Annotated in this window: 28 protein-coding genes, 20 tRNA genes, 1 rRNA gene and 4 riboswitches; of the genes, 45 read left to right on the forward strand and 4 right to left on the reverse strand. The window is 37.3% G+C overall.

Going from position 1 to position 26,914, the window contains the following annotated elements:
* Positions 1-108: 108 nt before the first annotated feature.
* The 23 genes from rrf to ACYVEC_RS21800 all read left to right on the forward strand — a co-directional run bounded on the left by rrf (position 109) and on the right by ACYVEC_RS21800 (position 4,038).
* A 5S ribosomal RNA gene (gene rrf, locus ACYVEC_RS21690) occupies positions 109-224 on the forward strand.
* 5 nt (positions 225-229) lie between these two features.
* Positions 230-305 (forward strand) — tRNA-Val (locus ACYVEC_RS21695).
* 8 nt (positions 306-313) lie between these two features.
* Positions 314-397 (forward strand) — tRNA-Tyr (locus tag ACYVEC_RS21700).
* 11 nt (positions 398-408) lie between these two features.
* A tRNA-Gln gene (locus tag ACYVEC_RS21705) sits at positions 409-483 on the forward strand.
* 4 nt (positions 484-487) lie between these two features.
* Positions 488-563, forward strand: a tRNA-Lys gene (locus ACYVEC_RS21710).
* A 14-nt stretch (positions 564-577) separates the two neighbouring features.
* Positions 578-658: transfer RNA gene (locus tag ACYVEC_RS21715), tRNA-Leu, on the forward strand.
* A 29-nt stretch (positions 659-687) separates the two neighbouring features.
* Positions 688-762: transfer RNA gene (locus tag ACYVEC_RS21720), tRNA-Gly, on the forward strand.
* 16 nt (positions 763-778) lie between these two features.
* Positions 779-867: transfer RNA gene (locus ACYVEC_RS21725), tRNA-Leu, on the forward strand.
* A gap of 3 nt (positions 868-870) precedes the next feature.
* Positions 871-944, forward strand: a tRNA-Arg gene (locus ACYVEC_RS21730).
* A gap of 10 nt (positions 945-954) precedes the next feature.
* Positions 955-1,028, forward strand: a tRNA-Pro gene (locus ACYVEC_RS21735).
* 15 nt (positions 1,029-1,043) lie between these two features.
* Positions 1,044-1,116, forward strand: a tRNA-Ala gene (locus ACYVEC_RS21740).
* Positions 1,117-1,136: 20 nt separating this feature from the next.
* Positions 1,137-1,229: transfer RNA gene (locus tag ACYVEC_RS21745), tRNA-Ser, on the forward strand.
* Positions 1,230-1,281: 52 nt separating this feature from the next.
* Positions 1,282-1,374: transfer RNA gene (locus ACYVEC_RS21750), tRNA-Ser, on the forward strand.
* 25 nt (positions 1,375-1,399) lie between these two features.
* A tRNA-Met gene (locus tag ACYVEC_RS21755) sits at positions 1,400-1,476 on the forward strand.
* A gap of 3 nt (positions 1,477-1,479) precedes the next feature.
* Positions 1,480-1,555: transfer RNA gene (locus ACYVEC_RS21760), tRNA-Asp, on the forward strand.
* Between the two features lie 8 nt (positions 1,556-1,563).
* Positions 1,564-1,639: transfer RNA gene (locus tag ACYVEC_RS21765), tRNA-Phe, on the forward strand.
* Between the two features lie 9 nt (positions 1,640-1,648).
* Positions 1,649-1,721: transfer RNA gene (locus tag ACYVEC_RS21770), tRNA-Thr, on the forward strand.
* Between the two features lie 6 nt (positions 1,722-1,727).
* Positions 1,728-1,798, forward strand: a tRNA-Trp gene (locus tag ACYVEC_RS21775).
* Positions 1,799-1,808: 10 nt separating this feature from the next.
* Positions 1,809-1,885, forward strand: a tRNA-Ile gene (locus ACYVEC_RS21780).
* An 8-nt stretch (positions 1,886-1,893) separates the two neighbouring features.
* A tRNA-Asn gene (locus tag ACYVEC_RS21785) sits at positions 1,894-1,968 on the forward strand.
* A 1-nt stretch (position 1,969) separates the two neighbouring features.
* A tRNA-Glu gene (locus ACYVEC_RS21790) sits at positions 1,970-2,041 on the forward strand.
* A gap of 130 nt (positions 2,042-2,171) precedes the next feature.
* Positions 2,172-2,591, forward strand: a complete 420-nt coding sequence (locus tag ACYVEC_RS21795; RefSeq protein WP_063223667.1) for a CBS domain-containing protein — start codon at positions 2,172-2,174, stop codon at positions 2,589-2,591.
* 295 nt (positions 2,592-2,886) lie between these two features.
* On the forward strand, positions 2,887-4,038 hold the full coding sequence (locus tag ACYVEC_RS21800; RefSeq protein ID WP_063223668.1) for a DUF3965 domain-containing protein: 1,152 nt from the start codon (positions 2,887-2,889) through the stop codon (positions 4,036-4,038).
* Positions 4,039-4,266: 228 nt separating this feature from the next.
* Here ACYVEC_RS21800 and ACYVEC_RS21805 read toward each other — a convergent pair whose 3' ends face one another.
* Together ACYVEC_RS21805 and ACYVEC_RS21810 are read right to left on the reverse strand one after the other, a co-directional pair.
* Positions 4,267-4,605, reverse strand: a complete 339-nt coding sequence (locus ACYVEC_RS21805) for a hypothetical protein (RefSeq protein WP_063223669.1) — start codon at positions 4,603-4,605, stop codon at positions 4,267-4,269.
* A 5-nt stretch (positions 4,606-4,610) separates the two neighbouring features.
* Positions 4,611-5,771 (reverse strand): SH3 domain-containing protein, encoded by a 1,161-nt coding sequence (locus ACYVEC_RS21810; RefSeq protein WP_063223670.1) that lies wholly within the window; start codon positions 5,769-5,771, stop codon positions 4,611-4,613.
* Between the two features lie 269 nt (positions 5,772-6,040).
* Positions 6,041-6,152: riboswitch (TPP riboswitch) on the forward strand.
* A gap of 60 nt (positions 6,153-6,212) precedes the next feature.
* Positions 6,213-6,315: riboswitch (TPP riboswitch) on the forward strand.
* Positions 6,316-6,397: 82 nt separating this feature from the next.
* Here ACYVEC_RS21810 and tenA point away from each other — a divergent pair.
* From tenA to kdpDN, 18 genes are all read left to right on the forward strand, one after another.
* Entirely contained in the window at positions 6,398-7,093 is a 696-nt protein-coding gene (tenA, locus tag ACYVEC_RS21815) for a thiaminase II (protein ID WP_063223671.1), read from the forward strand.
* Complete coding sequence (locus tag ACYVEC_RS21820; protein WP_098555115.1) at positions 7,062-7,811, forward strand: ABC transporter ATP-binding protein; 750 nt, start codon at positions 7,062-7,064, stop codon at positions 7,809-7,811. Before tenA ends, ACYVEC_RS21820 begins: the two co-directional genes overlap by 32 nt.
* Complete coding sequence (locus tag ACYVEC_RS21825) at positions 7,811-8,563, forward strand: ABC transporter permease (protein WP_063223837.1); 753 nt, start codon at positions 7,811-7,813, stop codon at positions 8,561-8,563. The genes ACYVEC_RS21820 and ACYVEC_RS21825 overlap by 1 nt, the downstream gene beginning before the upstream one ends.
* On the forward strand, positions 8,560-9,561 hold the full coding sequence (locus ACYVEC_RS21830) for an ABC transporter substrate-binding protein (RefSeq protein ID WP_063223673.1): 1,002 nt from the start codon (positions 8,560-8,562) through the stop codon (positions 9,559-9,561). The genes ACYVEC_RS21825 and ACYVEC_RS21830 overlap by 4 nt, the downstream gene beginning before the upstream one ends.
* A 10-nt stretch (positions 9,562-9,571) precedes the next feature.
* Positions 9,572-10,192 (forward strand): thiazole tautomerase TenI, encoded by a 621-nt coding sequence (gene tenI, locus ACYVEC_RS21835; protein WP_063223674.1) that lies wholly within the window; start codon positions 9,572-9,574, stop codon positions 10,190-10,192.
* Entirely contained in the window at positions 10,185-11,294 is a 1,110-nt protein-coding gene (gene thiO, locus ACYVEC_RS21840; protein WP_063223675.1) for a glycine oxidase ThiO, read from the forward strand. Before tenI ends, thiO begins: the two co-directional genes overlap by 8 nt.
* Positions 11,295-11,309: 15 nt before the next feature.
* Positions 11,310-11,513, forward strand: a complete 204-nt coding sequence (gene thiS / locus ACYVEC_RS21845) for a sulfur carrier protein ThiS (RefSeq protein ID WP_063223676.1) — start codon at positions 11,310-11,312, stop codon at positions 11,511-11,513.
* 2 nt (positions 11,514-11,515) lie between these two features.
* Entirely contained in the window at positions 11,516-12,286 is a 771-nt protein-coding gene (gene thiG, locus ACYVEC_RS21850) for a thiazole synthase (RefSeq protein ID WP_063223677.1), read from the forward strand.
* Positions 12,279-13,298 (forward strand): thiazole biosynthesis adenylyltransferase ThiF, encoded by a 1,020-nt coding sequence (thiF, locus tag ACYVEC_RS21855; RefSeq protein WP_063223678.1) that lies wholly within the window; start codon positions 12,279-12,281, stop codon positions 13,296-13,298. The genes thiG and thiF overlap by 8 nt, the downstream gene beginning before the upstream one ends.
* Before the next feature lie 6 nt (positions 13,299-13,304).
* Positions 13,305-14,120, forward strand: a complete 816-nt coding sequence (gene thiD, locus ACYVEC_RS21860) for a bifunctional hydroxymethylpyrimidine kinase/phosphomethylpyrimidine kinase (protein WP_142332669.1) — start codon at positions 13,305-13,307, stop codon at positions 14,118-14,120.
* 90 nt (positions 14,121-14,210) lie between these two features.
* A riboswitch (cyclic di-AMP (ydaO/yuaA leader) is annotated at positions 14,211-14,358 on the forward strand.
* Between the two features lie 93 nt (positions 14,359-14,451).
* On the forward strand, positions 14,452-14,838 hold the full coding sequence (locus ACYVEC_RS21865; RefSeq protein WP_063223680.1) for a hypothetical protein: 387 nt from the start codon (positions 14,452-14,454) through the stop codon (positions 14,836-14,838).
* A gap of 16 nt (positions 14,839-14,854) precedes the next feature.
* On the forward strand, positions 14,855-15,085 hold the full coding sequence (locus ACYVEC_RS21870) for a hypothetical protein (protein ID WP_063223681.1): 231 nt from the start codon (positions 14,855-14,857) through the stop codon (positions 15,083-15,085).
* 260 nt (positions 15,086-15,345) lie between these two features.
* Positions 15,346-15,491, forward strand: a riboswitch (cyclic di-AMP (ydaO/yuaA leader).
* A 96-nt stretch (positions 15,492-15,587) separates the two neighbouring features.
* On the forward strand, positions 15,588-15,692 hold the full coding sequence (locus ACYVEC_RS21875; RefSeq protein ID WP_063223682.1) for a hypothetical protein: 105 nt from the start codon (positions 15,588-15,590) through the stop codon (positions 15,690-15,692).
* Complete coding sequence (gene kdpF, locus ACYVEC_RS21880) at positions 15,689-15,769, forward strand: K(+)-transporting ATPase subunit F (RefSeq protein ID WP_000972378.1); 81 nt, start codon at positions 15,689-15,691, stop codon at positions 15,767-15,769. Before ACYVEC_RS21875 ends, kdpF begins: the two co-directional genes overlap by 4 nt.
* A gap of 19 nt (positions 15,770-15,788) precedes the next feature.
* Positions 15,789-17,456: a potassium-transporting ATPase subunit KdpA gene (gene kdpA / locus ACYVEC_RS21885; protein ID WP_063223683.1), complete on the forward strand. Its 1,668-nt coding sequence runs from the start codon at positions 15,789-15,791 to the stop codon at positions 17,454-17,456.
* A gap of 13 nt (positions 17,457-17,469) precedes the next feature.
* Entirely contained in the window at positions 17,470-19,560 is a 2,091-nt protein-coding gene (gene kdpB / locus ACYVEC_RS21890; RefSeq protein WP_063223684.1) for a potassium-transporting ATPase subunit KdpB, read from the forward strand.
* Between the two features lie 16 nt (positions 19,561-19,576).
* Entirely contained in the window at positions 19,577-20,158 is a 582-nt protein-coding gene (kdpC, locus tag ACYVEC_RS21895; protein ID WP_063223685.1) for a K(+)-transporting ATPase subunit C, read from the forward strand.
* 56 nt (positions 20,159-20,214) lie between these two features.
* Positions 20,215-21,369, forward strand: coding sequence for a KdpD-like non-kinase potassium sensor (kdpDN, locus tag ACYVEC_RS21900; RefSeq protein ID WP_080468584.1), 1,155 nt, complete (start codon positions 20,215-20,217; stop codon positions 21,367-21,369).
* 22 nt (positions 21,370-21,391) lie between these two features.
* Here the strand turns inward: kdpDN and ACYVEC_RS21905 are convergent, their stop codons facing one another.
* Positions 21,392-22,573: an MFS transporter gene (locus ACYVEC_RS21905; protein WP_460508294.1), complete on the reverse strand. Its 1,182-nt coding sequence runs from the start codon at positions 22,571-22,573 to the stop codon at positions 21,392-21,394.
* 140 nt (positions 22,574-22,713) lie between these two features.
* Between ACYVEC_RS21905 and ACYVEC_RS21910 the strand changes: the two genes are divergently transcribed.
* The 3 genes from ACYVEC_RS21910 to ACYVEC_RS21920 all read left to right on the forward strand — a co-directional run bounded on the left by ACYVEC_RS21910 (position 22,714) and on the right by ACYVEC_RS21920 (position 24,452).
* Entirely contained in the window at positions 22,714-23,175 is a 462-nt protein-coding gene (locus tag ACYVEC_RS21910; RefSeq protein WP_063223688.1) for a MarR family transcriptional regulator, read from the forward strand.
* A 128-nt stretch (positions 23,176-23,303) separates the two neighbouring features.
* A complete protein-coding gene (locus tag ACYVEC_RS21915) occupies positions 23,304-24,158 on the forward strand; it encodes a patatin-like phospholipase family protein (RefSeq protein ID WP_063223689.1) in 855 nt (284 codons plus the stop codon).
* Between the two features lie 60 nt (positions 24,159-24,218).
* Positions 24,219-24,452, forward strand: coding sequence for a sugar ABC transporter ATPase (locus ACYVEC_RS21920; RefSeq protein WP_098555116.1), 234 nt, complete (start codon positions 24,219-24,221; stop codon positions 24,450-24,452).
* A 62-nt stretch (positions 24,453-24,514) separates the two neighbouring features.
* Here the strand turns inward: ACYVEC_RS21920 and ACYVEC_RS21925 are convergent, their stop codons facing one another.
* The gene (locus ACYVEC_RS21925; RefSeq protein ID WP_063223691.1) at positions 24,515-25,816 is read right to left on the reverse strand and encodes an NCS2 family permease; all 1,302 of its coding nucleotides are present in this window, start codon (positions 25,814-25,816) and stop codon (positions 24,515-24,517) included.
* Positions 25,817-26,017: 201 nt separating this feature from the next.
* On the opposite strand from ACYVEC_RS21925, the gene ACYVEC_RS21930 reads away from it, so the two are divergent.
* The gene (locus ACYVEC_RS21930) at positions 26,018-26,884 is read left to right on the forward strand and encodes an SDR family oxidoreductase (protein ID WP_460508299.1); all 867 of its coding nucleotides are present in this window, start codon (positions 26,018-26,020) and stop codon (positions 26,882-26,884) included.
* The last annotated feature ends 30 nt before the right edge of the window (positions 26,885-26,914 follow it).

Below are 26,914 nucleotides of genomic sequence, written 5' to 3' on the forward strand. Positions count from 1 at the left end.
TAACCATATAATATGAAGCAATGTTATCTAGTTTTGAAAGAATATAAAAAACTTGTTGACTTTAAAAGTTGAATAAGTTAAAATGATTCTTGTCTTAAATGAATACAGTCTGGTAATGATGGCAGAGAGGTCACACCCGTTCCCATACCGAACACGGAAGTTAAGCTCTCTAGCGCCGATGGTAGTTGGGACCTTGTCCCTGTGAGAGTAGGACGTTGCCAGGCAAAATGGAGGATTAGCTCAGCTGGGAGAGCACCTGCCTTACAAGCAGGGGGTCGGCGGTTCGATCCCGTCATCCTCCACCATATATGTCGGAGGGGTAGCGAAGTGGCTAAACGCGGCGGACTGTAAATCCGCTCCTTCGGGTTCGGCAGTTCGAATCTGCCCCCCTCCACCATTCTTAATTAATGGGCTATAGCCAAGCGGTAAGGCAACGGACTTTGACTCCGTCATGCGCTGGTTCGAATCCAGCTAGCCCAGCCATTAAGAGCCATTAGCTCAGTTGGTAGAGCATCTGACTTTTAATCAGAGGGTCGAAGGTTCGAGTCCTTCATGGCTCACCATTTTAACAAAATATGCGGGTGTGGCGGAATTGGCAGACGCACTAGACTTAGGATCTAGCGCCTTTGGCGTGGGGGTTCGACTCCCTTCACCCGCACTTTTAATAAAATAACTCAAACATGTCTTGCGGAAGTAGTTCAGTGGTAGAATACAACCTTGCCAAGGTTGGGGTCGCGGGTTCGAATCCCGTCTTCCGCTCCAATTTTCAATATGACATGCCGGGGTGGCGGAACAGGCAGACGCACAGGACTTAAAATCCTGCGGTGGGTGACCACCGTGCGGGTTCGACCCCCGCCCTCGGCACCATATGCGCCCGTAGCTCAATTGGATAGAGCGTTTGACTACGGATCAAGAGGTTAGGGGTTCGACTCCTCTCGGGCGCGCTTTTATTAACGGGAAGTGGCTCAGCTTGGTAGAGCACCTGGTTTGGGACCAGGGGGTCGCAGGTTCAAATCCTGTCTTCCCGATATTCCCAAAAACATGGGGCCTTAGCTCAGCTGGGAGAGCGCCTGCCTTGCACGCAGGAGGTCAGCGGTTCGATCCCGCTAGGCTCCACTTTATTTATTATATGTCTCGGAGGTATACCCAAGTTCGGCTGAAGGGATCGGTCTTGAAAACCGACAGGCGGTGAGAATCGCGCGGGGGTTCGAATCCCTCTACCTCCTCCATTTTCTTTAATGGTTTAGACATAAATAATAAAATATTTCTTTTTTCCTTCATGGAGGTATACCCAAGTTCGGCTGAAGGGATCGGTCTTGAAAACCGACAGGCGGCGAGAGTCGCGCGGGGGTTCGAATCCCTCTACCTCCTCCATTTTTTTAAAAAAATATTATATTGTCGCGGGGTGGAGCAGCACGGTAGCTCGTCGGGCTCATAACCCGAAGGTCGCAGGTTCAAATCCTGTCCCCGCAACCAAATGGTCCCGTGGTGTAGTGGTTAACATGCCTGCCTGTCACGCAGGAGATCGCCGGTTCGACCCCGGTCGGGACCGCCATTTATGTTGGCTCGGTAGCTCAGTCGGTAGAGCAGAGGACTGAAAATCCTCGTGTCGGCGGTTCGATTCCGTCCCGAGCCACCATTTTTTTATGCCGACTTAGCTCAATTGGTAGAGCAACTGACTTGTAATCAGTAGGTTGGGGGTTCAAGTCCTCTAGTCGGCATCCTTTAGGGGCATAGTTTAAAGGTAGAACTGAGGTCTCCAAAACCTCCAGTGTGGGTTCGATTCCTACTGCCCCTGTAAAGTATATGGGCCTATAGCTCAGCTGGTTAGAGCGCACGCCTGATAAGCGTGAGGTCGATGGTTCGAGTCCATTTAGGCCCACCATATATTATTCCGCAGTAGCTCAGTGGTAGAGCTATCGGCTGTTAACCGATCGGTCGTAGGTTCGAGTCCTACCTGCGGAGCCATGGCCCGTTGGTCAAGTGGTTAAGACACCGCCCTTTCACGGCGGTAACACGGGTTCGAATCCCGTACGGGTCATAAAAAAAGAGTCAGCACATTGCTGACTCTTTTTTATTGTGCGTTAATCCTCTTTTATCTACTGATTTTCCTGAAATAAATAAAGGGATTTAGGAAAAACTATGGTATGTATAAAAAGGAGGAGACAAAAATGACACGAGTGAGAGACCTTATGAGTACTCATATTGTACATTGTACACCGCTAGACAACGTATACGAGGCTGCTGTAAAGATGAAAGAAGAATCGATTGGATTGATTCCGGTTGTTGAAAATGAGCAAGTTGTTGGGCTTGTTACAGACCGAGATTTAGTTGTTAGAGGCATTGCTGAGAAACATCCTGGATCTAATAAAATTACAAATGTAATGACAACAAATATTGTTTCAGTTTCTCCTGATGATTCTATTGAAAAAGCTACAGAGTTAATGGCACAGTATCAAATTAGACGATTACCAGTAGTTGAGAGTGGTCAACTTGTTGGAATGCTAGCATTAGGTGATTTAGCTACAAGAGAATCGGCAGATGATCAAGCGGGATTTGCTTTAAGTGAAATCTCGGAGCATACGGAATGAAGAGAGACTTTAATTAGTGGGATAAGTTACGTATAAAAATCAGATGCATTATTCTAGTATATATGGATTAAGCTAATATGTTAGCATGATGTATCTGAGACATTATATAATAAGTATACGGTTAGTAATTTCGACAGTTTATTTAAATTTGTCATTCCTAATTTTAAATAAGAGAAAAAATGATATACTGATAGATATAAGTATTATGATAGATTTCGAATATAACAATATTTATTATTAATGATGTAATAATGGATTAATATTTCCTATGTAGACAAAAGGGAAGGGGAATTATATGAGGGCTGTACAGCGCGATCCAAATTGGAATTTGGTTACAGATACATATATAGAACCAAATAATTTCGCTGAATTATTTTCTTTGCTTGTACCTTGTCATCCAAAAGGTGAAGGGAAAGAACGAACTATATTAGTGTGGAAAGAAAAAGAATTTTATAAAGAAGAAAATTTAGCGGCATTTATCGTATATGGAATGAATAAAGCAAAGAATTTACCGCAGTTTCATAAAGATGAAATTCCAACTTTAGTACGTATTCTTCGCTTATGCCAAGAGATTGGTTGGTATGAAGAAGCAAATACTTTTATGGTAAATCAAGGACTAGCTGAGTTTGTTCACACTTCATTGGAATATGAAACGTGGGATCTTTTGACGCAAGCGGTTGCTTTAAACTATTTAATTATTAAATATCGTATTGGTGAATTGACTGATGGGGATGTAGAAATTTGGGATAGAGTTAAATTTAATGAGAAATGTATAAAGGATTGTAAACATCTATTATCCCATAAAGAAGTATTGGAATTTACATTCTTTTATATGTGTAAGAGAGCTAAATTCCTATCAAAGGAACAATTAAATAGTGATATGATGAGTCTAGCGATGTATTGTAATACTTTTGTGTATGATTTATATACACATGACTTATTACGGAAATATCGTAAGTGTACAGACTTCCTATCATATTATGGACCTAGTCAAGCGGTATTAGCTTGTCAAAGAGCTGTACTTTCTCAAATTTCAGATCGATTAGACCCATTAAAGACTACTCATGTAGATGATTATTTATATGTAATGAAAGATATGATGGAGCATATGACGATAGGAATAATGGATCGATATGATCATTTTATCGGAAAGTTATTATCATATGTGCCATTTTTCGAAATGATTCAAGTTCCACAGCATGCATATTATTGTGAAGAATTACTGTATATTTGTAAGGGCATTGAATATAAAGAAGAAATATTACGCAATTATATATTTATACAATTACATGATTGTCTGCCATCATTCTTTAAACTATTTCTTAAAAATAAGCGTTATGCAACGATTCATGACATTCTGTTCTATTGGTGCGATGATGAACAAAGGATGAGCTTGGAGAAAAAATATAATCTTAGCTTTATTTATGAAAAATATGCTTGTGGGTAAAGAGCATTTTCTATATAAATTAAAAAGGATCTCACATAAACGTGAGATCCTTTTTTTGTTAGTAAAGCAAGGAGAATGTGATTAAGACGAGAAATAACATTCCATAAAGGAAAAATTGTGCCGTATTGCTTTCTTGTATACCAAAAAAAGTATTTATTTTTTTATATAAATTCAATATATATTTTAGCGGATTATCTTTGAAAGATTGGTACACAGTGTCTCCTCTTTCTAAGCTTCTTGTTCGTGTTTTTTGTTATTAGGGACATGAATGTATCTAGCTATGAATAGTAAAACAGCCATAAAGAACACAGGAAATACGGTAGATAAATAAAAACCATTACTAATAATATTTGTTATTAGGGCACTTAATAGAAAGATGGCATTATAAATATGTGCAATTTTTTGTTTTAGTTTAACTTGAAAGGATTCCATCATAATTTCTAAAGCGACAAAAGCAATGATAATAGATAAAAATACAGTATTTGTATTGTAAATGATTAAACAACAGATTAAACCTAAAAAGGCTAAGTATTCAATTAAGAGAGGTATATTGATATTGCGTGGCATACAATTTACCTAACTAAATATGGCAGTGGGTTTACTGCATTTGTTTTTTCAAAATTCCATTCTCCATTGTGTAATTCAAAATGAAGATGTTGCCCGTATGAATGACCTGTGTTTCCCATATGACCTACTAATTGTCCAGCCTGTACTTGATCACCAGCTTGTACAGTGCGATCTTTCATATGAGCATAGACTGTTGTATATAGTTTCCCGTTTAGTTGATGAGCGATGAACACAACATTGCCATAGCTAGCTGAATAATATGATTTCACAACTTTACCTGCAGCCGCAGCTTGGATAGAGACATTACCCTGAGCTGCAATATCTATCCCATAATGCATTTGTTCCCAGCGCATATCAAAGGTTGAGCTAATTCTTCCTTGAGTAGGGAATTTGAAAACTGCTGGAATGGAAGTAGGTTGAGCTGTTTGAGTTTGTGATTGCGTTTGATTTTGCACCACATAATGCTTTGCTACATATCCGTATCCTGTGCCAAAACGAATTTTATACCAAGTTCCGACAGTTTCCACTACTTGTATTTGTGTACCATTTTGTAATGAACCAAGTAGTGCACTACTTGTACTAGCATTGCTACGTACATTAAGTTTAGGTGTTGCAACTGTGTATTTCGTATTATTTTGAACTGTGATGCCTTTTACTAAAGGCTGTGAACCATTAGACACGAACGCCTTTTGTACGTAACCTGTTTTGCCATTATGTAAAATTTTATACCACTCACCTTGTTCTTCTTGAATGGTAACGAATTTCCCATTTGGTAATACATCTAAAATTGAAGATTCTAAATTAGGTTCAGAACGAACGTTTAATGCATTGGCATTAACAATGTATTGATTATTAGATTGAAGTTTGTTTTTTAGTAGAATAGCATCTTTTTGTACGTAACCTACTTTATTATTAACAGATACTTTATACCAGCTATTAGTTGTTTCAAGTATGTTTACTTTCGTATTAAAGCGAATTGTATCAATTGATGAGCTATTTGCGTTATCTTGTGTATGTAAGGCTACTTGATCGACTTTGACATATCCAGTTTTCACGTTAGATAATTGTTCAGCGTTGGCTGTTTGTACAGTTGTTTCTCCCATAGAAGGAAGTAAAGAGGCAATTGCGACAGTAGTTGCTGTTAAAGCAGTAGCTTTCATATTCATATAATAGAGACCTCCTCTAGTTGTATAGTTGTAATTTTATTATAGTATAAAGATATAATATAGTGGGTGTATTCACATAAATGTAATATGAAATCAATAAAAAAATAAATTTTTTGAGGATAATGATTCCTTATTATCCAATTAATTGGGATAATAATTTCTAAGATAGAATATAAGTATTATATAGTTTTGTTATTTTGTTGACAATTGAGAAAATTAAAACAGTTGATGATGTCTTATTACGGTGTTATACTGACAGTGATAATTTCATAGTTTGCTAGGAGAGCTGGTGTTGCCAGCTGAGAGTAGGCCGTAAGCCTTTGATCCTTTTCATTACCTGATCTAGATTATGCTAGCGTAGGGAAGCAATTCGGACACTAATAATGAGTCCCCGTTTCTTTGCGTATAGAAACGGGGCTTTTTTATTTGAAAATTTCATATTGAAACCACTAGGGGTGCTTGTTGTGCTGAGAGAGGAATAATCCTTAACCCTTATAGACCTGATCTAGGTAATACTAGCGAAGGGAAGTGGAGCAACGAATAAATTATAATTTTATTTGCTGTAACCACTTCTTATTTAGAAGTGGTTTTTTATTTAGATATATAAATTGAAAGGGGATAGAGAAATGAAATTTTGCGATAGATTATTAGAAACTGTACAACCAGTTTGGGAGATGAGTCATAATCATCCGTTTGTAGTAGGTATGGGAGATGGCACGTTAGAAAAAGATAAGTTTCAGTATTATATTATTCAAGATTATTTATATTTGTTAGATTATGCAAAGCTATATGCGATTGGTGTTGTAAAAGCAACGAATCCACAAGTAATGGGGAAATTTGCTGAACAAATTGATGGCATATTAAATGGAGAAATGACGATCCATAAACAATATGCAAAAAGACTTGATATTTCTATAGAAGAGATAGAATCTGCCAAACCATCTGCTAAAAATTTAGCCTATACAAATTACATGATGTCTGTATCTCAAAATGGCACACTTGCGGAATTAATAGCAGCACTTCTTCCATGTATGTGGAGCTACTGGGAAATTGGAAAGCGTTTAAACGATATTCCTGGAGCAAGAGATCATGAGTTCTTTGGTGAGTGGATTCAAGGATATAGTTCGGAAGAATACGGTAACCTTTGTATTTGGTTAATAGATTTATTAAATGAAATGGCAGTTGGAAAGTCTGACAAAGAGCTAGATCGATTAGAGGAGATTTTCCTATATTCCAGTCGATTTGAATATTTATTCTGGGATATGTCCTATCGTAAGGAGATGTGGGGATTTGAGGAGCAAGAACATACTACAGTTTCATAATGTTTCTTTTCATTATGATGAGAAACCAATCATCAATGAATTAAATGCTTCTATACGAGATAAAGAGTTTGTAAGTATTATCGGACCGAGTGGATGCGGGAAAAGTACTTTATTTCGCCTTATTACAGGTTTAGAAGAAGCAAGTACGGGACAGATAGAGCTGACAGAAACAAAGAGCCATCCTGTAGGATATATGCCCCAAAAAGATATGCTCCTGCCATGGAGAACGATTATTGAGAATGCTGCCCTGCCGCTAGAGTGCCAAGGTGTACAGAAGAAAGAAGCACAAATAAAGGCAAAGGAACTGTTACATAAATTTGGCTTACAAGGGTATGAGACAAAATATCCGAAAGATTTATCTGGCGGTATGAGACAACGCGTATCTTTTATTCGAACTTTATTAACAGGCGGGGAGATATTGCTGTTAGATGAACCGTTTAGCGCGTTGGATGCTTTAACGAAGGCATCTTTGCAAGAATGGCTGTTTGAACAATGGAAAGAGTGGGAAAAAACAATTTTATTTATCACTCATGATGTGGAAGAAGCATTATTTCTTTCTAATCGAATTTTCGTTGTAGAAAATCAACCGATAACTACTTTAACCGAGAAGATTGTACCGCTTGATTGTAATCGGACAAGAAAAGATTTATATAAGCATGAAGTGTTAGCGCTTAAAGATGAGCTTCTTAGTATGTTACAAAGGCAGGTACTCGTATGATGAACCGGTTGAAGGAACTATTACCTGCCCTTACACTTTCTAGTATTTTACTTGTCATGTGGGAAATAGGCGCAAGAGTTGTAGATGAGATGTACATTTTACCGTCACCGTCTGCAATTGTAATGAAGATATGGAAACTAAAAGATATATTATTTACGGTTCATTTGCCGGCAACATTAAATGTCGTTTTAATAGGGGTGGCTATTTCTATCGTACTTGGGGTAGGGCTAGCGATGTTAATGAATGCGAGTAATTGGATGGAGAGAGCATTTTATCCATTATTAGTTGCCTCACAAACGATTCCGATTACAGCGCTTGCTCCACTCTTCGTTTTATGGTTTGGATATACGATTTGGAGTAAGGTTGTTGTTACGGTTTTAATTACGTTTTTTCCAATTGCGGTCAATACGTATGATGGACTACGTAGTACAAAAATAGAATGGGAGGAGCTCTTAGTTACGTATGGAGCAACGAAAAAAGATGTTTTTCTTAAATTAAAGTTACCATCTGCTCTTCCTTATTTTTTCTCAGCTTTAAAAATTGCAGTTCCGCTTAGTGTGATTGGGGCAGCAATTGGTGAATGGCTCGGTGCACAAGCCGGGTTAGGATATTTCAGTAAAAGGATGATGACGCAATTAGACGGAGCGGGTGTATTTGCACCCATTGTATTGTTATCATTATTAGCTATTTCCTTTGTCATCCTTATTTCGATTTTAGAAAAGAAATTTATTAGTTGGAGGAAGCATTCATGAAATTTTTAAAACGCATCTTTGTGTTTACATTATTAGTTGCAATGATTGCTGGATGTTCTAGTAATTCAGCATCAGATAAGGGTAAGAAAGAAAAAGAAATAACGGTCATGCTTGATTGGTACCCAAATGCGGTACATAGCTTTATTTATGCGGCAATTGAAAAAGGCTACTTTAAAGAAGAAGGAGTAAAGGTGAATATTAAATTCCCTTCCAATCCGACTGACCCATTAACTTTAGCAGCGGCAGGAAAAGTAACGGTTGGCTTGTATTATCAACCAGATGTTGTTATGGCAAGAGCAAATGAACAAATTCCAGTGAAATCAATTGGAGCTGTCGTACGTTCCCCGTTAAATCATGTTGTATCACTGAAATCAGCAGGCATTCAATCACCGAAAGATTTAGAAGGAAAAACAGTAGGATATTCGGGGACACCTTTAAGTGAGATGTATTTAAAAACGATGGTAAAAGAAGCTGGTGGTAATCCAGATACAGTGAAAGTAGTCGATGTTGGCTTTGATTTAGTACCAGCGTTAATTACGAAAAAAGTAGATGCAGTAACAGGAGCATACATTAACCATGAAGTACCTGTTATGCGACATGAAGGCCATGAACCAGCGTACTTTAATCCAGCTGATTATGGTGTGCCAAACTATCATGAGCTTGTATTTGTAACAGGTGATAAAACGTTGAAAAAAGATAAGGAAGCGTTGCAAGCTTTCTTACGTGGTACGAAAAAAGGTTATGACTTCATGAAGAAAAATCCAGATGAAGCATTAAATATTTTATTAAATCATCAAGAAAAAGAAAACTTCCCGCTTGTACCAGAAGTTGAAAAAGAAAGTATGAAAATTTTATTAGAGAAGATGGAAACGAAAGATGAGCCATTCCTATCGGATTCAAAAGAGTCATGGGAGAAACAAAATAAATGGCTGAAAGATAAAGGGATGACGAAAGAAATCGTTCCAGCTGAGGAATTATTCGAAAACATTTTAAAGTAGGCGAATGAATATGAAAAATGAGCTTCATGTAATCTCAAATGGTCACATGTCATTCGAAGAGCTAGTGAATGTAGCAATGCAAATTGAGAGTGAGATTGATTATTTACATGTTCGTGAGCGTGAGAAAAGTACGAAGGAATTGTATGAAGGTGTGGAAAGTCTTTTGAAGAAAGGCTTTCCTGCATCGAAGATAGTAATAAATGATCGAATTGATATTGCTATTTTATTAAATATTCCGCGTGTGCAGCTAGGATATCGAAGCGCAGATGTAAGGTCAGTGAAAGAAAAGTTTTCTTATTTGCATGTCGGTTATTCTGTGCATTCTTTAGAAGAGGCGATCGATGCATTTAAGAATGGAGCGGATTCACTCGTCTATGGTCATGTATTTCCGACAGATTGTAAAAAAGGTGTGCCAGCGAGAGGGCTTGAAGAAGTTTCAGACATTGCAAAGTGTTTATCCATACCGATTACAGCAATTGGAGGAATCACCACGGAAAACACAGGGGATGTTCTTACTAATGGTGTCAGTGGTATTGCTGTTATGTCTGGAATTATAAGTAGTAGTAACCCGTATAGCAAAGCGAAATCTTATAAGGAATCAATAAGAAAGTGGGCGGAAAAACATGTGTAAGAAGTATGATGTAGCGATAATTGGCGGAGGTGTAATTGGTAGTTCAGTTGCACATTTTCTAGCAGAACGAGGGCATAAAGTAGCGATTGTAGAGAAGCAACAGATTGCATCTGAAGCCTCGAAAGCAGCTGCTGGTTTACTTGGGGTTCAGGCAGAATGGGATGCGTATGATCCGTTATTTGAACTTGCTAGAGAAAGCCGTGCTATATTTCCACAACTTGCAGCAGTTTTACGTGAAAAAACAGGCATCGATATTGGGTATGAAGAAAAAGGCATTTATCGCATTGCTCAAAATGAAGATGAGAAGGAAAGAATTCTTCATATTATGGATTGGCAGCAGAAAACAGGTGAAGATTCCTATTTTCTAACGGGAGAAAAATTGCGGGAAAAAGAGCCATTTCTATCTGAATCCATTATAGGTGCGGTATATTATCCGAAAGATGGTCATGTTATTGCACCAGAGCTTACAAAAGCATTTGCACACTCTGCAGCAATTTCCGGTACTGATATATATGAACAAACAGAAGTATTTGATATTCGTATTGAAAATGATAACGTAACAGGAATTGTTACAAGCGAAGGTATTATTGCGTGCGAGAAAGTTGTGATTGCAGGTGGTTCATGGAGCACGAAGTTACTAGGTTATTTTCACCGCGAATGGGGTACATATCCAGTTAAAGGAGAAGTAGTAGCGGTAAGAAGTAGAAAATCACTTTTAAATGCGCCTATTTTCCAAGAAAGATTTTATATTGCACCAAAGCGCGGTGGACGGTACGTAATTGGAGCAACGATGAAGTCTCATACGTTTAATAAAACTGTGCAACCAGAAAGTATTACTTCTATATTAGAGCGTGCTTATACAATATTGCCGGCTTTAAAAGAAGCGGAATGGGAAAGTGCATGGGCAGGATTAAGGCCACAATCAAATCACGAAGCTCCTTATATGGGAGAGCATGAAGAAATAAAAGGTTTATATGCTTGCACGGGCCATTATCGAAACGGCATTTTATTAAGTCCTGTTTCTGGTCAATATATGGCGGATTTAATAGAAGGAAAGCAGGAGAATCACTTGTTAGATTCATTGCTTTCTAAAAGAGTTTAGAAAGGGGATGGAAGTTTGAATTTAAAAATTAATGGTAATCAAATTGAAGTGCCAGCGAGTGTGAAAACAGTAGCTGAACTACTTACATATTTAGAGTTAGATAACAGAATTGTTGTAGTTGAGCGTAATAAAGATATTTTACAAAAAGATAATCATACAGATACATCTGTTTTTGATGGAGACCAAATTGAGATTGTAACTTTCGTAGGAGGCGGTTGATTATGTTAAACATTGGACCATTGTCATTTCAGTCTAGACTTTTATTAGGAACAGGGAAATTCCCTGATTTTGACGTACAGCAAAAAGCAATTGACGTTTCTGAAGCTGAAATTTTAACGTTTGCAGTACGTCGTATGGATATATTTGATGCAAAGCAACCTAATTTATTAGATAAGCTTGATGTGAAAAAATATACGTTATTACCGAATACAGCCGGAGCGAAAAATGCTGAAGAAGCTGTTCGTATTGCAAAATTAGCGAAAGCTTCAGGACTTTGTGACATGATCAAAGTAGAGGTTATTGGTGATGATAGAACGTTATTACCTGATCCAGTAGAAACATTAAAGGCATCTGAAATGTTACTAGAAGAAGGATTTATCGTACTTCCTTACACATCTGATGATGTTGTATTAGCCCGCAAATTACAAGAACTTGGCGTGCATGCGATTATGCCAGGAGCATCACCAATCGGATCAGGACTTGGTATTGTAAATCCGTTAAATTTAAGCTTCATTATTGAACAAGCGACAGTACCAGTTATCGTTGACGCTGGTATTGGTAGCCCAGCTGATGCGGCATTCGCGATGGAATTAGGAGCGGATGGTGTGTTATTAAATACGGCTGTATCAGGAGCAAAAGATCCTATTAAAATGGCATACGCAATGAAATTAGGTATCGAAGCAGGTCGCATAGGCTTTGAAGCAGGTCGTATCGCACGTAAACGCTGTGCAACTGCAAGTAGTCCTTTAGAAGGAATGAGTGTAGTTGAATAATCGATATTCTCGCCAAGAACTATTTTCTCCCATTGGGGAAGAAGGACAGCAAAAGATAAGAGAAAAGCATGTGCTTATTATTGGCGCAGGCGCATTAGGTAGTGCAAATGCAGAAATGTTTGTAAGAGCTGGTGTTGGGAAGGTAACAATTGTTGACCGTGATTATGTCGATTGGAGTAATTTACAAAGGCAGCAATTGTACGCAGAGAGTGATGTGAAAAATAATCTTCCGAAGGCTGTAGCAGCAAAAAAGCGTCTAGAAGAGATTAATAGTGAAGTAAGAGTAGAAGCACTCGTGCAAGATGTAACGGCTGAGGAATTAGAAGAGCTTGTTACAAATGTTGATGTAATCATTGATGCAACTGATAATTTCGAAACGCGTTTCATTGTAAATGATATAGCGCAAAAATATTCTATTCCATGGATTTACGGGGCTTGTGTAGGGAGTTACGGACTTTCTTACACAATTCTTCCTAGTAAAACACCATGTTTATCATGTTTATTACAATCGATTCCGCTTGGCGGTGCGACATGTGATACAGCGGGCATTATATCACCTGCTGTATCTCTCGTCGTTTCTCATCAAGTAACGGAAGCTCTTAAACTATTAGTGGAAGATTACGAATCACTTCGAGAGGGACTTGCGTCGTTTGATGTATGGAAGAATGAATATTCATGTATGAATGTGCAAAAGCTTCGTAAACACAATTGTCCTTCATGCGGGGAGAATGCATTATATCCGTATTTAAATAAAGAAAATACATCGAAAACAGCAGTTTTATGCGGACGAAATACAGTTCAAATTAGACCACCTCATAAAGGGGAAATGGATTTTGAACAATATAAGGGGCTGCTGGAAGGTCGCGTTACGGCTTTAAATGTAAATCCATATTTACTATCATTTTCTGTTGAAGAAAAGAGATTAGTTGCCTTCAAAGATGGTCGTGTACTTGTACATGGAACGAAAGATATAAGCGAAGCAAAGACGATTTATCATCGCTATTTTGGTTAGAAAAGGATGAGTGGGATGAAAGTGAATAAAGCTTTAACAATTGCAGGATCTGATAGCGGAGGCGGTGCTGGCATTCAAGCGGATTTAAAAACATTCCAAGAGCTTGGTGTATATGGGATGACGGCTATTACGGCAATTACTGCTCAAAACACGCTTGGCGTTCAAGGGGTATATCCTGTTCCATTAGAAGGTATTACGGAACAGCTGAATTCTATTGGTACGGATTTAACACCAGATGCTGTGAAACTAGGAATGTTATTTAGTAGTGAAATCATTCAAATTGTAGCAGAACATATTAATAAATTTGGCTGGAATAATATTGTGCTAGACCCTGTTATGATTGCTAAGGGTGGAGCATCATTATTACAACAAGAAGCAGTACAAGCATTAAAGGAATATTTATTACCAGTAGCAACTGTTATAACACCGAATGTTCCGGAAGCAGAAGTGTTAACTGGGCTGGAAATTCATAACGTTGAAGATAGTAAAGAGGCTGCAAAAGTACTTCATGAATTAGGTGCGAAATATGTACTCATGAAGGGCGGACATGCAGAATATCAAGGTAATGAAGTAATTGATTTACTCTTTGATGGAGAAGAGTTTATTGAATTTAGAAGTGAGAGAATTCCTTCAAAGCAAACGCACGGAAGCGGCTGTACATTTGCGTCAGCAGTTACAGCTGGACTTGCGAAAGGATACTCGATGGAAGAGGCAGTTCAAGAGGCTAAACAATTTATTAGTATAGCAATTGAAGAACCGTTGAATATTGGAAGTGGTCATGGACCGACGAATCACTTTGCATACAAATTGAATAAAGCATAAGCATGAATAATAGAAAAGTCAGTTTTATAACTGGCTTTTTTTCTGTTTACTTTTTCCAAATACAGGAGTAATATATCAGCCAGAATACATTTTTGTAATACGCTGAGTCCAATTCTATGGAGCGGAGGAACCAATTTGTGCAGTGTCACTAGGGGTGAATCTTTCAATTTTGAAAGTAGGGCTACTCTCAAAGTCCGAATCCGACAGCTAACTTCGTAAGCGTCTTGAGAGAGGACGGTGCCATGATGGATACATCACTTCATCGATCTGATTAGTATAGGGGAATATCAATCTATGTTTGAGTTCTTTTATGCTAAGGAGGATGAGGTATATGGAACTAACACTTATTTGTGTTGGAGAAGAAAGCAAGGTAAATAGTTTAATAGATTTAGTAGCTTTTCAACATGAGTTAATTATTTTTACAGCAAATGAAGAGATAGCGGCTGAAGTTAGGAATTGTGGATTTGATTGGACGTATAGTTGTAGTAAGAAGCAGGATTTTACTAGTATTTGTGAGTGTATTAAGAAGGTGATTCTGCTAGGGGATGAGCTTCCGATCGTTAGCTTCTTCACAGAACACATTCGTTTTTCTTTCCAAGCGCCTATTACTGTTGTTACAAGGAATAAACGATATCCAGCGAGGCTCTATGAAACAATTGGAGCTACATTTGTCGTGTTTACGAATTGTGATAATATTTCTTTTTTATGTTTTGAATAAGGCGGGGGAGAAGAAAATGAAGGTGTTATTACTAGGAGATATAGCGAATCGTTGGGCGGTATCGGTAGAGAGAGTTCAAGAATTGGTGGTGCTCGATCCTATTTTTCCAAGGCCCTATATCATATTACCATCAAAAGACGCTTTATATTTAAAATCAGATGTTATCGAATATGAGCAGCTACACGCAGAGTTGTCACAAGTTTATATTCGCGGGAGAAATTTACGTGCTTTTTTACGAGGGGAATAAATAGTGAATAAAAAAGAGCGAATGCTAAGTGCAACAAGCTATGCACTTCATGTCATTCGCTCTTTTTATTTCGTATTTAAAAGGTTATTTCTGTGAAAAAGAAAGAAAAGACGAGAAAACAGATGAAAGAATATTAATAACACTAAATGTAAGCGTTTAAACAGATGGATATTTTCTTATTTTCAGTAATTTGCCTCTTTACAAGTTAAATATAGAGGAGTATATTTACTCTCATAAATCATTCATGAAATTTCCAAAAAAACCTAAAATCGCTGAGTTCCAGAAATGGAGCGGGGGAACCAATTTTGTGCATCGTCACTTGGGGTGAATCTTTCAGTTTTGAAAGTAGGGCTACTCTTTAGGCCCGAATCCGACAGCTAACCTCGTAAGCGTTTAGAGAGGAGGTTTACTTTGTGTTGTTCATTTCGAACACTAAGTAGAGCTTAGTGTTCTTTTTTTGATAATTAAATGGTAAATTTTTACAAAGAGGAGAGAGGTAACTATGTTAGATGTGGTAATGATCGGGATTTTTGTTGTGTTAGTTGCATCGATGGCAAGTCTTGCAAGTTGGTCAGATAAAGTTGTGAAAGAAGAGAAGCAATCATGATGATTGCCTTATCGGTTATTGTTGCAGCAATTACGGTGTACTTAGTGTATGCATTATTAAATCCGGAGAAGTTTTAATTAGGGGGAATCATTCATTATGATTTGGGTTGCAGTCGTTATTACAATGCTATTGTTTATTCTTGTGGCAAAGCCAACGGGAATTTATTTAGAGAAAGCCTTTCAAGGTAGTAAAAAGCTAGATAAAGTATTCGGGCCTTTTGAAAAACTTATTTTTAAAATTACGGGTGTAAAAGAATACAATCAAACGTGGAAACAGTACGCATTATCATTAGTTTTATTAAATGGATTTATGATTGTTGTCGTATATTTCATTTTCAGATTACAAGGAGTATTGCCATTAAATCCAGCACACATTGAAGGAATGGAACCTACGCTCGCTTTTAATACAGCAATTAGTTTTATGGCTGATACAAACTTACAGCATTATAGCGGTGAAAATGGTTTATCTTATTTATCACAATTAATTGGAATTACATTCTTAATGTTTGCAGCACCGGCAACGACTTTAGCGCTCGTTATGGCATTTATAAGAGGACTGGCTGGAAAAGAACTCGGTAACTTTTTCGTTGATTTTACGAGAGCGTTAACGAGAGTTTTTCTTCCTATCGCATGTATTGCGGCACTAGCCTTTGTTGCACTTGGCGTACCACAAACGTTAGACGGAGCAGTTACGGCACAAACGATTGATGGCGCGAAGCAAAGTATTTTACGTGGGCCAGTTGCATCATTCGTTTCAATTAAGGAACTTGGGAATAACGGTGGTGGATTTTTCGGGGCAAACTCTACACATCCTTTTGAAAACCCAGGACAAATGAGTAATATTTTGCAAATGATGCTTATGATGTTATTGCCAACAGCACTACCATTCACGTACGGACGAATGGTAGGAAATAAAAAACAAGGACGTATTCTTTTCGTTTCACTATTCATGGTGTTTTTACTAGGGTTTATAACGATTACGACATCTGAACTAAACGGGAATCCGGCATTAAATGGAATGGGTATTGAACACGTACAAGGAAGTACAGAAGGAAAAGAAGTAAGGTTCGGAACAGTATTTTCTTCCCTTTATGCGACTGTAACGACAGCTGCTGAAACAGGGGCTGTTAATACGATGCATGATACGTTAACACCAATTGGTGGGTTAGTTCCACTTGTAAATATGATGTTAAATACAGTATATGGCGGCGTTGGGGCAGGTTTTGTGAACATTATTATGTATGCGATTATCGCAGTCTTTATATCTGGATTGATGGTTGGACGGACACCAGAGTTTTTAGGTAAGAAAATTGAAGGTAAGGAAATGAAGTTAATTGCGGTAACGATACTATTTCATCCACTGCTTATTTTAGGATTTTCAGCATTAGCTCTTTCAACAAGTTTAGGAACGGATGCTATTTCTCATTCCGGTTTCCACGGTTTGACGCAAGTGGTATATGAATATACATCGTCAGCTGCGAATAACGGATCTGGATTTGAAGGATTAGCAGATAATACACCGTTTTGGAATATTACAACTGGTTTAGTTATGTTTTTAGGTCGCTATTTCAGTTTAATTACGATGCTAGCTGTGGCAGCTTCATTGAAAGAAAAGACGGTTGTACCAGAAACAGTCGGAACGTTCCGTACGGATAATAGTTTATTTGGCGGCATTTTCATCGGAACAATTGTAATTGTCGGTGCATTAACATTCTTCCCGATGTTAGTACTCGGTCCAATTGCAGAATTTCTTACATTGAAGTAATGGAGGGTAAATGATGAGACCGGTAGTAGTAAAAGAAAAAAGAGTAAATCAGTCACAAATACATGCTGTAGAAGATGAAGTTAGACAAGCGAAAACGATGGATCGTGATATCGTAACACATGCGATGAAGCAATCTGTTGCGAAATTGAACCCGAAGGTCATGATAAAGAATCCGATTATGTTCGTTGTGGAAATTGGATTTATCATTACGTTCATTTTATCTTTTCTTCCAAGCAGTTCTAGTAGTATACCAGGATGGTTTAATATAACAGTTTCTCTCATTCTATTATTTACAGTTTTATTTGCTAACTTTGCAGAAGCTTTAGCGGAAGGTCGGGGAAAAGCGCAAGCCGATTCCTTAAAACAGTCGAAGAAAGATGTATTTGCAAATGTTGTAAAAGAAAATGGAGACATCGTTCAAGTTTCAGCAACTGATCTTAGAAAAGGTGACGTTGTTATTGTAAAACAAGGAGAAATGATTCCAAGTGATGGGGAAGTAATAAAAGGATTAGCGTCTGTCGATGAATCTGCGATTACAGGGGAATCAGCTCCTGTAATAAAAGAAGCCGGAGGTGATTTTTGCTCCGTAACAGGCGGTACGATGGTTGTAAGTGATGAGATTACGATTGTCATTACGAGTAATCCTGGTGAATCATTTATTGATAAAATGATTTCGTTAGTAGAAGGGGCTTCTCGTCAAAAAACGCCGAATGAGATTGCTTTAAATACAGTATTAACGAGTTTAACGCTTATTTTCTTAATCGTTGTTGTGACGCTGCCGATTTTTACAAATTACTTAGGATTTCAAATTGATACAGCTGTACTTGTAGCGTTGTTAGTTTGTTTAATTCCAACGACAATTGGTGGATTATTATCGGCAATTGGTATTGCTGGGATGGACCGCGTGACAAAGTTTAATGTGTTAGCGATGTCGGGTAAAGCAGTGGAAGCTGCGGGTGATATTAATACAATTATTTTAGATAAAACGGGTACGATTACTTTCGGGAACCGAATGGCTCATACATTATTACCTGTAGGAAATGAAACGATTGAGCAAGTTGGAAAGTGGGCTGCTATTAGCTCAGTTTTAGATGAAACACCAGAAGGTCGATCAGTTATAGAATATGTAAAAACGAAGTCTATATCATATAATCGAGAAATTGCAGAACAAGGTGAATTTGTTCCATTTAAAGCAGAAACGAGAATGAGTGGTGTTGATTTACAGGACGGAACGAAAGTGAGAAAAGGTGCTGTAGGTAGCGTAATTGAATGGGTTCAGTCACAAGGTGGAACGATTCCGAAAGATGTAAATCAAAAAGCAGACTTCATTTCAAAAGAGGGCGGAACACCACTTGTAGTTGCAGTGGATAATCGTATTTACGGTTTAATCTATTTAAAAGATACAGTAAAACCTGGCATGCGTGAACGTTTTGAACAGTTGCGTCAAATGGGGATTAAAACGGTTATGTGTACAGGGGATAACCCATTAACAGCAGCAACAATTGCAAAAGAAGCAGGGGTAGATGAATTCGTTGCCGAGTGTAAACCAGAAGATAAAATTGCTGTTATTAAAGCAGAGCAAGATAAAGGGAAACTTGTAGCGATGACAGGTGATGGTACAAATGATGCGCCGGCATTAGCGCAGGCTGACGTTGGATTAGCAATGAATAGCGGGACGACAGCTGCAAAAGAAGCAGCAAATATGATTGATTTAGATTCGAACCCAACAAAAATTATTGAGGTTGTAGGAATCGGTAAGCAATTGTTAATGACACGTGGTGCGTTAACGACGTTTAGTATTGCAAATGATATCGCTAAATATTTCGCTATTATTCCAGCGATGTTTACACTTGCGATCCCACAAATGGAAGCATTGAACATTATGAAACTAACATCACCACTGTCAGCGATTTTATCAGCATTAATATTTAATGCAGTTATTATTCCATTACTCATTCCATTGGCGATGAAAGGTATCGCATATAAACCGATGAGTTCGAATGCACTACTTGGCCGAAACCTACTTATTTATGGGCTGGGCGGAGTGATTGTACCGTTCATTGGAATTAAAGTAATTGATATGATTGTCGGCTTGTTCATATAAGGAAGAGGGGAAAAAGATGGCGAAGAAACAAAGTATACTATCACCGATTATACGTATTACTTTTACATTTTTAGTGTTGTGCGGCTTTGTATATCCGCTTATTGTTACTGGTATTGCACAAGCAGTAATGAAGGATAATGCGGATGGAAGTCTAATATATAATGATAAAAATGAAGTGATTGGTTCTAAATTAATTGGTCAAAATTTCACAGATCCACGTTATTTTCATGGACGTGTCTCTAGTATTGAATATAAAGCAGAAGCGTCTGGTTCAAATAACTATGCACCGTCTAATCCAGATTTAGAGAAACGAGTAGAGAAAAGTATTGAAGAGTGGAAGAAACAAAATCCCACTGTTCCGGTTACAGAAGTGCCGATCGATTTAGTGACGAATTCAGGTTCAGGGCTTGATCCTGACATTAGTCCGAAGGCAGCTTCCGTACAGGTAGAGCGCATATCGAAATTAACGAATATTCCGAAAGAAACGCTGGATCAATTGATTAAAGATCAAACGGAAGATGCGGCACTTGGCTTATTTGGAGAAAACCGCGTGAACGTTTTAAAGTTAAATTTACAATTACAGAAATTAATGAAATAGTAACAACGCTACCTCAATCTAACGGATTGAGGTAGCGTTGTTTCGAAAGAAAGGTTGTGAATGTTTTGTATGCGGATGACTATAAACCAACTTTTCAAAGGCGAACACCAGAAGAGTATTTAGAATATATTCGTCAGCAAAATCGCGGGAAGTTAAAGTTATATGTGGGGGCTGCTCCAGGAGTAGGGAAAAGTTATAAAATGCTCTTTGATGCAAGAGAGATGAAAAAAGATGGTATGGATATTGTAATTGGTTTAATTGAAACGCACGGAAGAAAAGAGACGGAAGAAGCAATTGCAGATTTAGAAAAGGTTTCTTTAAAAGAAATACAGTATAAAGGAAAAATATTTTATGAACTTGATGTGGAAGAAATTATAAAACGTGCACCGCAAGTAGTCGTAGTTGATGAACTGGCACATAGTAATATACCAGGTTCCAAACATAAAAAACGTTACATGGATGTGCAAGAATTGCTAGAGGCTGGTATATCCGTATTATCAGCGTTTAATATTCAGCATTTAGAAAGTGTTCATGATATTGTAGCTCAAATTACGAATATAAAAGTACGAGAACGAATTCCAGATTTTATTTTGCAAAAGGCGAATGAAATTCAGCTCGTTGATGCAACACCTGAGGTATTAAGGAAGAGATTAATAGATGGAAAGATATATAAGGAAGAAAAAATTCAGCAAAGCTTACAAAATTTCTTTACGCTTAATAATCTAGGGGCACTCAGAGAGTTATCGCTTCGTGAAGTTGCCGATGATATGGACGAGAAAATTAGCCAAACAGTAATAGAACCGATTGGCGTAAAAGAAAAAATTCTTGTTTGTGTACAATATAGCTCAACAGCGGAGAAATTAATAAGACGAGGATGGCGCATGGCTGATCGGTTAAACGCTGAATTGTATGTATTAAATGTTGAAAGAGAAAATATAGACTCTCTTTCAGCTGGTAAAAAGCAAACAATTGAAGAATGGAAGGCGCTCACGAATCAATTTGATGCGAGTTTTGTGTTAGAAGAGGCGAAAGGGAGAAAGCCAGCGGATGTTATTATTGAAGTCGCGAAAAGATTACAAGTAACGCAAATTTTACTGGGGCAATCGGCAAGAACAAGGTGGGAAGAAATAAGAAAAGGCTCGATTGTAAATGAGATTATGAGACAAACGAAGTATATTGATATTCATATTGTTGCGGATCAACGAGCGTAAAATAGAGACCATCTGTAGGTCTCTATTTTACTTTTTGTGTGGCGGGGAAGCGTAGCATTTTCATCGCATATAAGATTATGATTAGAAACATAATTGCACCTAGGAAGAAAATCCAAAAGTAATTTTGATTAAATAAAAGAAATCCACCTACAAGTGGCCCTGTGCTCATACCGAAATAGCGGATAAAGTTGTACATACCGATAGCAGTTGCGCGTTCTTGTACGAATTCTTCCGTTAATAAAGTAGTGTGAGTTGGCATAGACAGTCCCATACTAAAACCGTATAAAGAGGTAACGATAATGATGAATGGAATGTTGATGCTATATGTGAAAGAGAATAAAGTGACACATATAATATTGAAGAAACTAGTAATGAATAAAGCTTGCTTTGTTGTGAGAAGTTTTTGCAAAAGTTTATAGCAATAACTTCCTAACATGATGGAAAGGGACATTGGTATAAACATAAGACCGATTTCACTTGCAGTTAGGTGAAATGAATTTGTTAAAATGCTCGGTAAAAAAACGAGAAAGCAAAAGTAAATACAAAATTGAATAAAGCCAATAAGAGTAATAGAAAATCCAGTTGTATTTTTTAAGATAAGCCAGTAATTCTTTTTTGCTTGCGGTTGCTTCATTACAGTTGGTTTTGTTTCTGGAAGTAGTGAAATGTTTATAATTAATAAGAGAATGCCAAGTATAGATAAAAACAGAAATACGGATAAGTGGCCATTTATACTGCCGAGATAACCACCTATGAGAGGGCCAATCGCAGGTGCGAGAGCAAGTAACATTTGATAGAGGCTCATTGCTTCTCCACGTTCTTTTCCTTCAAATAAATCACCAATAATCGTTGCTGCGACTACAGGTATAGCTGCTATTCCTATAGCTTGAACAGCTCTAAAAAATAGAAATAAATAAACGTTCGCCGAAAAAGCACATCCAATTGAACCAATTGTACTAATGACTAAACTAGGGATAAGGACAGATTTTCTCCCTTTTGTATCAATTAAAGGTCCATAGAAGAGCTGCATAATCGCAAGAACGAATGTGAAAATTGAAACTGTTAAATTTACAAGATAAAGAGAAGTGTGAAAAGAAGCTTGAATCATAGGCAAGATAGGTGTGTAAATACTTTGAGCGAAGGAACCGAGTAAGGCACTAATACAGATAACATATAAAATGAAATTTAGTTTGGATTTTTTCATTGTGTTAACCTCCTTTTTATTTTGTTTCCTTGGAAACTAAATTTATTTTAACATGTTTTTCTCACTTGTAAATATGAAAAAATGATTTTAAAATGGTATATAGTGAAATTGTTTCTTTGGAAACTTAGGGGGCGAACGGATTGGATTATGCAACGAAGCAAATGGAAATACTTTCGGACATTCGTACACTTTTGCATAAAAAAGAAGAACATTTGAAAGGACAAAATGAGAAGTTTCTTCGTGAGACAGGTGTAAGTGGTATGTCTTTATCTGAGTTACATGTGATCGAGTGTATCGGGAAAAATGATCTGATGAATGTAACGGCAATTACGACAGAAATGGGAATAACGAAGGGCGCAATCTCTAAAATTTGTACAAAGTTGTTTCAAAAGCAATTCGTTGAGAAGATACAAATGTTAGATAATCAAAAAGAAATTTTTTTCCGCTTAACGGAAAGCGGAAATGAAATATATAAAGCTCATGATAAATTGCATAAACAAGCTGAAGAAAAGTGGCTGTTACTTTTAGATGGATATACGAAAGAAGAGCAAGACTTTATTCAAAGGTTTATAAAGGATGTCTCCGATCATTTGGAAATATAATTGGAAGAAAAAACTCCTTCATTTCAAGCTGTTTGAATATAATTTCTAAAAGAACTCATATATAATAGAAAAAGATACTTAACATAGTGAATAATTAAAGAGTCAATATATAAAGAGGAGAGAATAACATGCTTGAAAATACGGGGTTAGTATTAGAAGGCGGCGGTATGCGTGGTGTATATACGGGCGGGATACTAGAATACTTTATGGAACAAGATTTATATTTTCCATATGTAGTCGGTGTATCAGCTGGTGCTTGTCATGCAGCGTCGTATCTTTCCAGACAAAGAAATAGAAATAAAACGGTCAATATTGATTATGTATCACATCCGAAGTATTTATCGTATAAAAACTTATGGAGAAAACGTCAGTTATTTGATATGGATTTCATTTTTCATGAAATACCAGAAAAGCATGTGCCGTTTGATTTTGAAACATACTTTAATAGTCCCGAACGCTTTCTTGTAGGAACAACGGATTGTGAAACAGGACAGTCTGTTTATTTTGAAAAAGAGGGAACGAATGATGATGCGCTAAATTTATTACAAGCGTCTAGCTCATTACCTTTTATTGCACCAGTAGTAAATTACCGTGGTAAGCAATTATTAGATGGCGGGATTTCTGATCCAATTCCAGTTCGAAAAGCACAGGAGGATGGATTTAAAAAATCAGTCGTTATTTTGACGAGAAATCATGGTTATGCAAAAAAGAAATCAAAATTTGGCTGGGTTGCAGCGAAAGCATATAAAAAATATCCGAACCTTGTTAACACGATGCTGAGTCGTTATGAAGTGTATAATGAAACACTTCACTACATTGAAAAAGAAGAGCAAGCGGGTAATTTATTTGTTATTCGTCCAGAAGTGCCGCTTCAAGTAGATCGTATGGAAAAAGATGCGATAAAACTACAAAGTTTATATGAGCAAGGCTATGAAGATGCAAAGAGACAGTTTGCAGATTTGCAGGCGTTTTTGCAAAAATAAGTATTAGGCTGTGGAGAAGAATTTCTCTGCAGTCTTTTTTATTATTGGTTTTAATTACAAATATCGGTAATTACGTTTCTTCTTTCAAAAAAATCATATAAGAAGCCTGTTATTAAATATATACCAACGTTAATATTGTTTATTTTGGCTTTCATTTCTTCTGTTATGTTTGTATTGAATAACGGAATGGGAGAGTTGATGATAGCGGTCTCTTTAGGGATTGCAGCGATAGTGAACGGTCTTTTACTTCTTGCATTGAAAGTAGTTCGTGTGATTGTTGCAAAGGGAAGATAGAGCATCGAATTTCGATGCTCTATTTTTTTATGTAAAAAAAAAATCCCTCTTTATAAGGAATTTTAATGTGGTAAGAAAATCAATTGATAAGCAAACAAGATTCCAAATACATATACAAGTGGGTGAACAGCACGGAATTTACCTTTTGCCACTTTCATAAGTGGGTATGAAATAAATCCAAGTGCGATACCTGTTGCGATACTTGATGTAAGTGGCATGCTTAAGATTACTAAGAATGCTGGGAATGCTTCATCAAATGCGTCCCAATCGATGTGGCGAACTGAACCCATCATAAGACTACCAACGATAATTAATGATGGTGCAGTAATAGCTGATACACCAGAAACGGCACTTACTAATGGTCCGAAGAATGCTGCTAGTGCGAATAGAACAGCTACTGTAACTGTTGTTAAACCAGTACGACCACCAGCTGCAACACCAGCAGAAGATTCAATGTAAGCTGTTGATGGTGTTGTTCCGAACATAGAACCGATTGTTGCTGAGAATGAGTCAGATAAAAGAGCTCGTCCAGCTTTTGGAAGCTTTCCGTCTTTCATAAATCCACCTTGTTGAGCAACGCCAAGTAATGTACCTGTTGTATCGAATAGTGTAACAAGGAAGAATGAGAATACAACGCCGTATAATCCGTAGTTAATTACGTCAGATACAGCAGTAATTGGATTTGAAACGATAATTCCTTCTGGTAATCCCGGCATTGATGTAACACCGTTTGAGAATGTTAATTGTCCTGTGAAGAAAGCAATAACACCAGTTAATAGCATACCGATAAATAGTGCGCCATTTACATTTAAAGACATAAGGACAATTGTAATTCCTAGTCCAGCTAATGCTAGTAGTACTGGAGCAGAGTGAAGGTCACCAAGCCCAACTAAGTTTGCTTCATTTTTTGTAACGATACCTGTTAAACGTAAACCGATAAAGGCGATGAAAAGACCGATACCAGCAGTAATTGCATGTTTTAAGTTTTCAGGAATTGCTTCCATTAATTTTGTACGGAAAGATGTGAATGATAACAAAATTAAAATCATACCTGCTACGAATACAGCAGAGAATGCAATTGCGAAAGTCATGCCTTCATGAGCTTTTACAACAGAGTAAGAGAAGTAAGCATTTAATCCCATACCTGGTGCAATTGCGATTGGTAAGTTTGTAAAGATTGCCATAAATAATGTTCCGACAACAGCAGCGATAATTGTTGCTGTAAATGCTTGTTCAAATGGAACACCTGCATCCCCAAGGATAACAGGGTTTACCACAATGATATATGCCATTGTTAAGAAGGTAATAATACCTGCCATAATTTCAGTTTTAATAGAAGTTTTATGTTTTGAAAGGTTAAACATATAAACATCCTTTCTGTTTACGAATAATTTTCACAACAGTTATATATAATATTCGCTTTTTAACTATTTTGCAATAGTTTTGCATAAAAAGTTTACAACAATTCATATTTTGTGTCTTAAATTCGAATATTAATCGTAACATGATGTGTGAATTTCAGTTTTTATTATGCACATGATAAGGAAAAGGAGTTGAAAGAAGCTATGCCGCAGCAAAAAAACTTTGTAACAATGCCTGCGCAACATCAAAATAAACAGCCTGGCATTGAATCATTAATGAATCCTCTACCACAGTTTGAAGATCCCAATTATAAAGGAAGCGAAAAGTTAAAAGGAAAGAACGTATTAATTACAGGTGGAGATAGCGGAATTGGACGAGCTGTTTCCATTGCTTTTGCGAAAGAGGGGGCAAATATTGCGATTGCGTATTTAGATGAGGAGGGAGATGCAAATGAGACGAAACAATATGTTGAGAAAGAAGGCGTAAAGTGTGTATTGTTGCCAGGTGATTTAAGTAATGAACAGCATTGTAAAGATATTGTGCAAGAGACCATAAAGCAGTTAGGCAGCTTAAATGTTTTAGTAAATAATGTCGCGCAGCAATATCCGCAGCAAGGATTAGAATATATTACAGCGGAACAGTTAGAAAAAACGTTTCGTATTAATATTTTTTCTTATTTTCACGTTGCGAAAGCAGCACTTTCTCATTTAAAGCAAGGGGATGTCATTATAAATACGGCATCTATCGTTGCGTATGAAGGAAATGAAACGTTAATTGATTATTCCGCAACGAAAGGAGCGATCGTAGCTTTTACAAGATCACTTTCTCAATCGTTAGTGCAAAAAGGGATTCGTGTAAATGGTGTTGCGCCGGGGCCAATTTGGACACCACTTATCCCATCAAGCTTTGATGAGAAGAAAGTATCACAGTTCGGGAGCAATGTTCCGATGCAGAGGCCTGGTCAACCATATGAATTAGCGCCAGCATACGTATACTTAGCGTCTGACGATTCATCCTATGTTACGGGGCAGATGATACATGTAAATGGGGGAGTTATTGTAAATGGATAGTTTTCATTTATAAGAGCAAAGTAAAGTTAA

Source organism: Bacillus sp. MN7755, assembly GCF_054771475.1.

Bases quoted from the DNA above. Each gene is read 5' to 3' on its own strand.
- ACYVEC_RS21795 (WP_063223667.1), top strand. From the start codon at position 2,172: ATGACACGAGTGAGAGACCTTATGAGTACTCATATTGTACATTGTACA.
- ACYVEC_RS21800 (WP_063223668.1), top strand. From the start codon at position 2,887: ATGAGGGCTGTACAGCGCGATCCAAATTGGAATTTGGTTACAGATACA.
- ACYVEC_RS21805 (WP_063223669.1), bottom strand. From the start codon at position 4,605: ATGCCACGCAATATCAATATACCTCTCTTAATTGAATACTTAGCCTTT.
- ACYVEC_RS21810 (WP_063223670.1), bottom strand. From the start codon at position 5,771: ATGAATATGAAAGCTACTGCTTTAACAGCAACTACTGTCGCAATTGCC.
- tenA (WP_063223671.1), top strand. From the start codon at position 6,398: ATGAAATTTTGCGATAGATTATTAGAAACTGTACAACCAGTTTGGGAG.
- ACYVEC_RS21825 (WP_063223837.1), top strand. From the start codon at position 7,811: ATGAACCGGTTGAAGGAACTATTACCTGCCCTTACACTTTCTAGTATT.
- ACYVEC_RS21830 (WP_063223673.1), top strand. From the start codon at position 8,560: ATGAAATTTTTAAAACGCATCTTTGTGTTTACATTATTAGTTGCAATG.
- tenI (WP_063223674.1), top strand. From the start codon at position 9,572: ATGAAAAATGAGCTTCATGTAATCTCAAATGGTCACATGTCATTCGAA.
- thiO (WP_063223675.1), top strand. From the start codon at position 10,185: ATGTGTAAGAAGTATGATGTAGCGATAATTGGCGGAGGTGTAATTGGT.
- thiG (WP_063223677.1), top strand. From the start codon at position 11,516: ATGTTAAACATTGGACCATTGTCATTTCAGTCTAGACTTTTATTAGGA.
- thiD (WP_142332669.1), top strand. From the start codon at position 13,305: ATGAGTGGGATGAAAGTGAATAAAGCTTTAACAATTGCAGGATCTGAT.
- ACYVEC_RS21865 (WP_063223680.1), top strand. From the start codon at position 14,452: ATGGAACTAACACTTATTTGTGTTGGAGAAGAAAGCAAGGTAAATAGT.
- ACYVEC_RS21870 (WP_063223681.1), top strand. From the start codon at position 14,855: ATGAAGGTGTTATTACTAGGAGATATAGCGAATCGTTGGGCGGTATCG.
- ACYVEC_RS21875 (WP_063223682.1), top strand. From the start codon at position 15,588: ATGTTAGATGTGGTAATGATCGGGATTTTTGTTGTGTTAGTTGCATCG.
- kdpF (WP_000972378.1), top strand. From the start codon at position 15,689: ATGATGATTGCCTTATCGGTTATTGTTGCAGCAATTACGGTGTACTTA.
- kdpA (WP_063223683.1), top strand. From the start codon at position 15,789: ATGATTTGGGTTGCAGTCGTTATTACAATGCTATTGTTTATTCTTGTG.
- kdpB (WP_063223684.1), top strand. From the start codon at position 17,470: ATGAGACCGGTAGTAGTAAAAGAAAAAAGAGTAAATCAGTCACAAATA.
- kdpC (WP_063223685.1), top strand. From the start codon at position 19,577: ATGGCGAAGAAACAAAGTATACTATCACCGATTATACGTATTACTTTT.
- ACYVEC_RS21905 (WP_460508294.1), bottom strand. From the start codon at position 22,573: ATGAAAAAATCCAAACTAAATTTCATTTTATATGTTATCTGTATTAGT.
- ACYVEC_RS21915 (WP_063223689.1), top strand. From the start codon at position 23,304: ATGCTTGAAAATACGGGGTTAGTATTAGAAGGCGGCGGTATGCGTGGT.
- ACYVEC_RS21925 (WP_063223691.1), bottom strand. From the start codon at position 25,816: ATGTTTAACCTTTCAAAACATAAAACTTCTATTAAAACTGAAATTATG.
- ACYVEC_RS21930 (WP_460508299.1), top strand. From the start codon at position 26,018: ATGCCGCAGCAAAAAAACTTTGTAACAATGCCTGCGCAACATCAAAAT.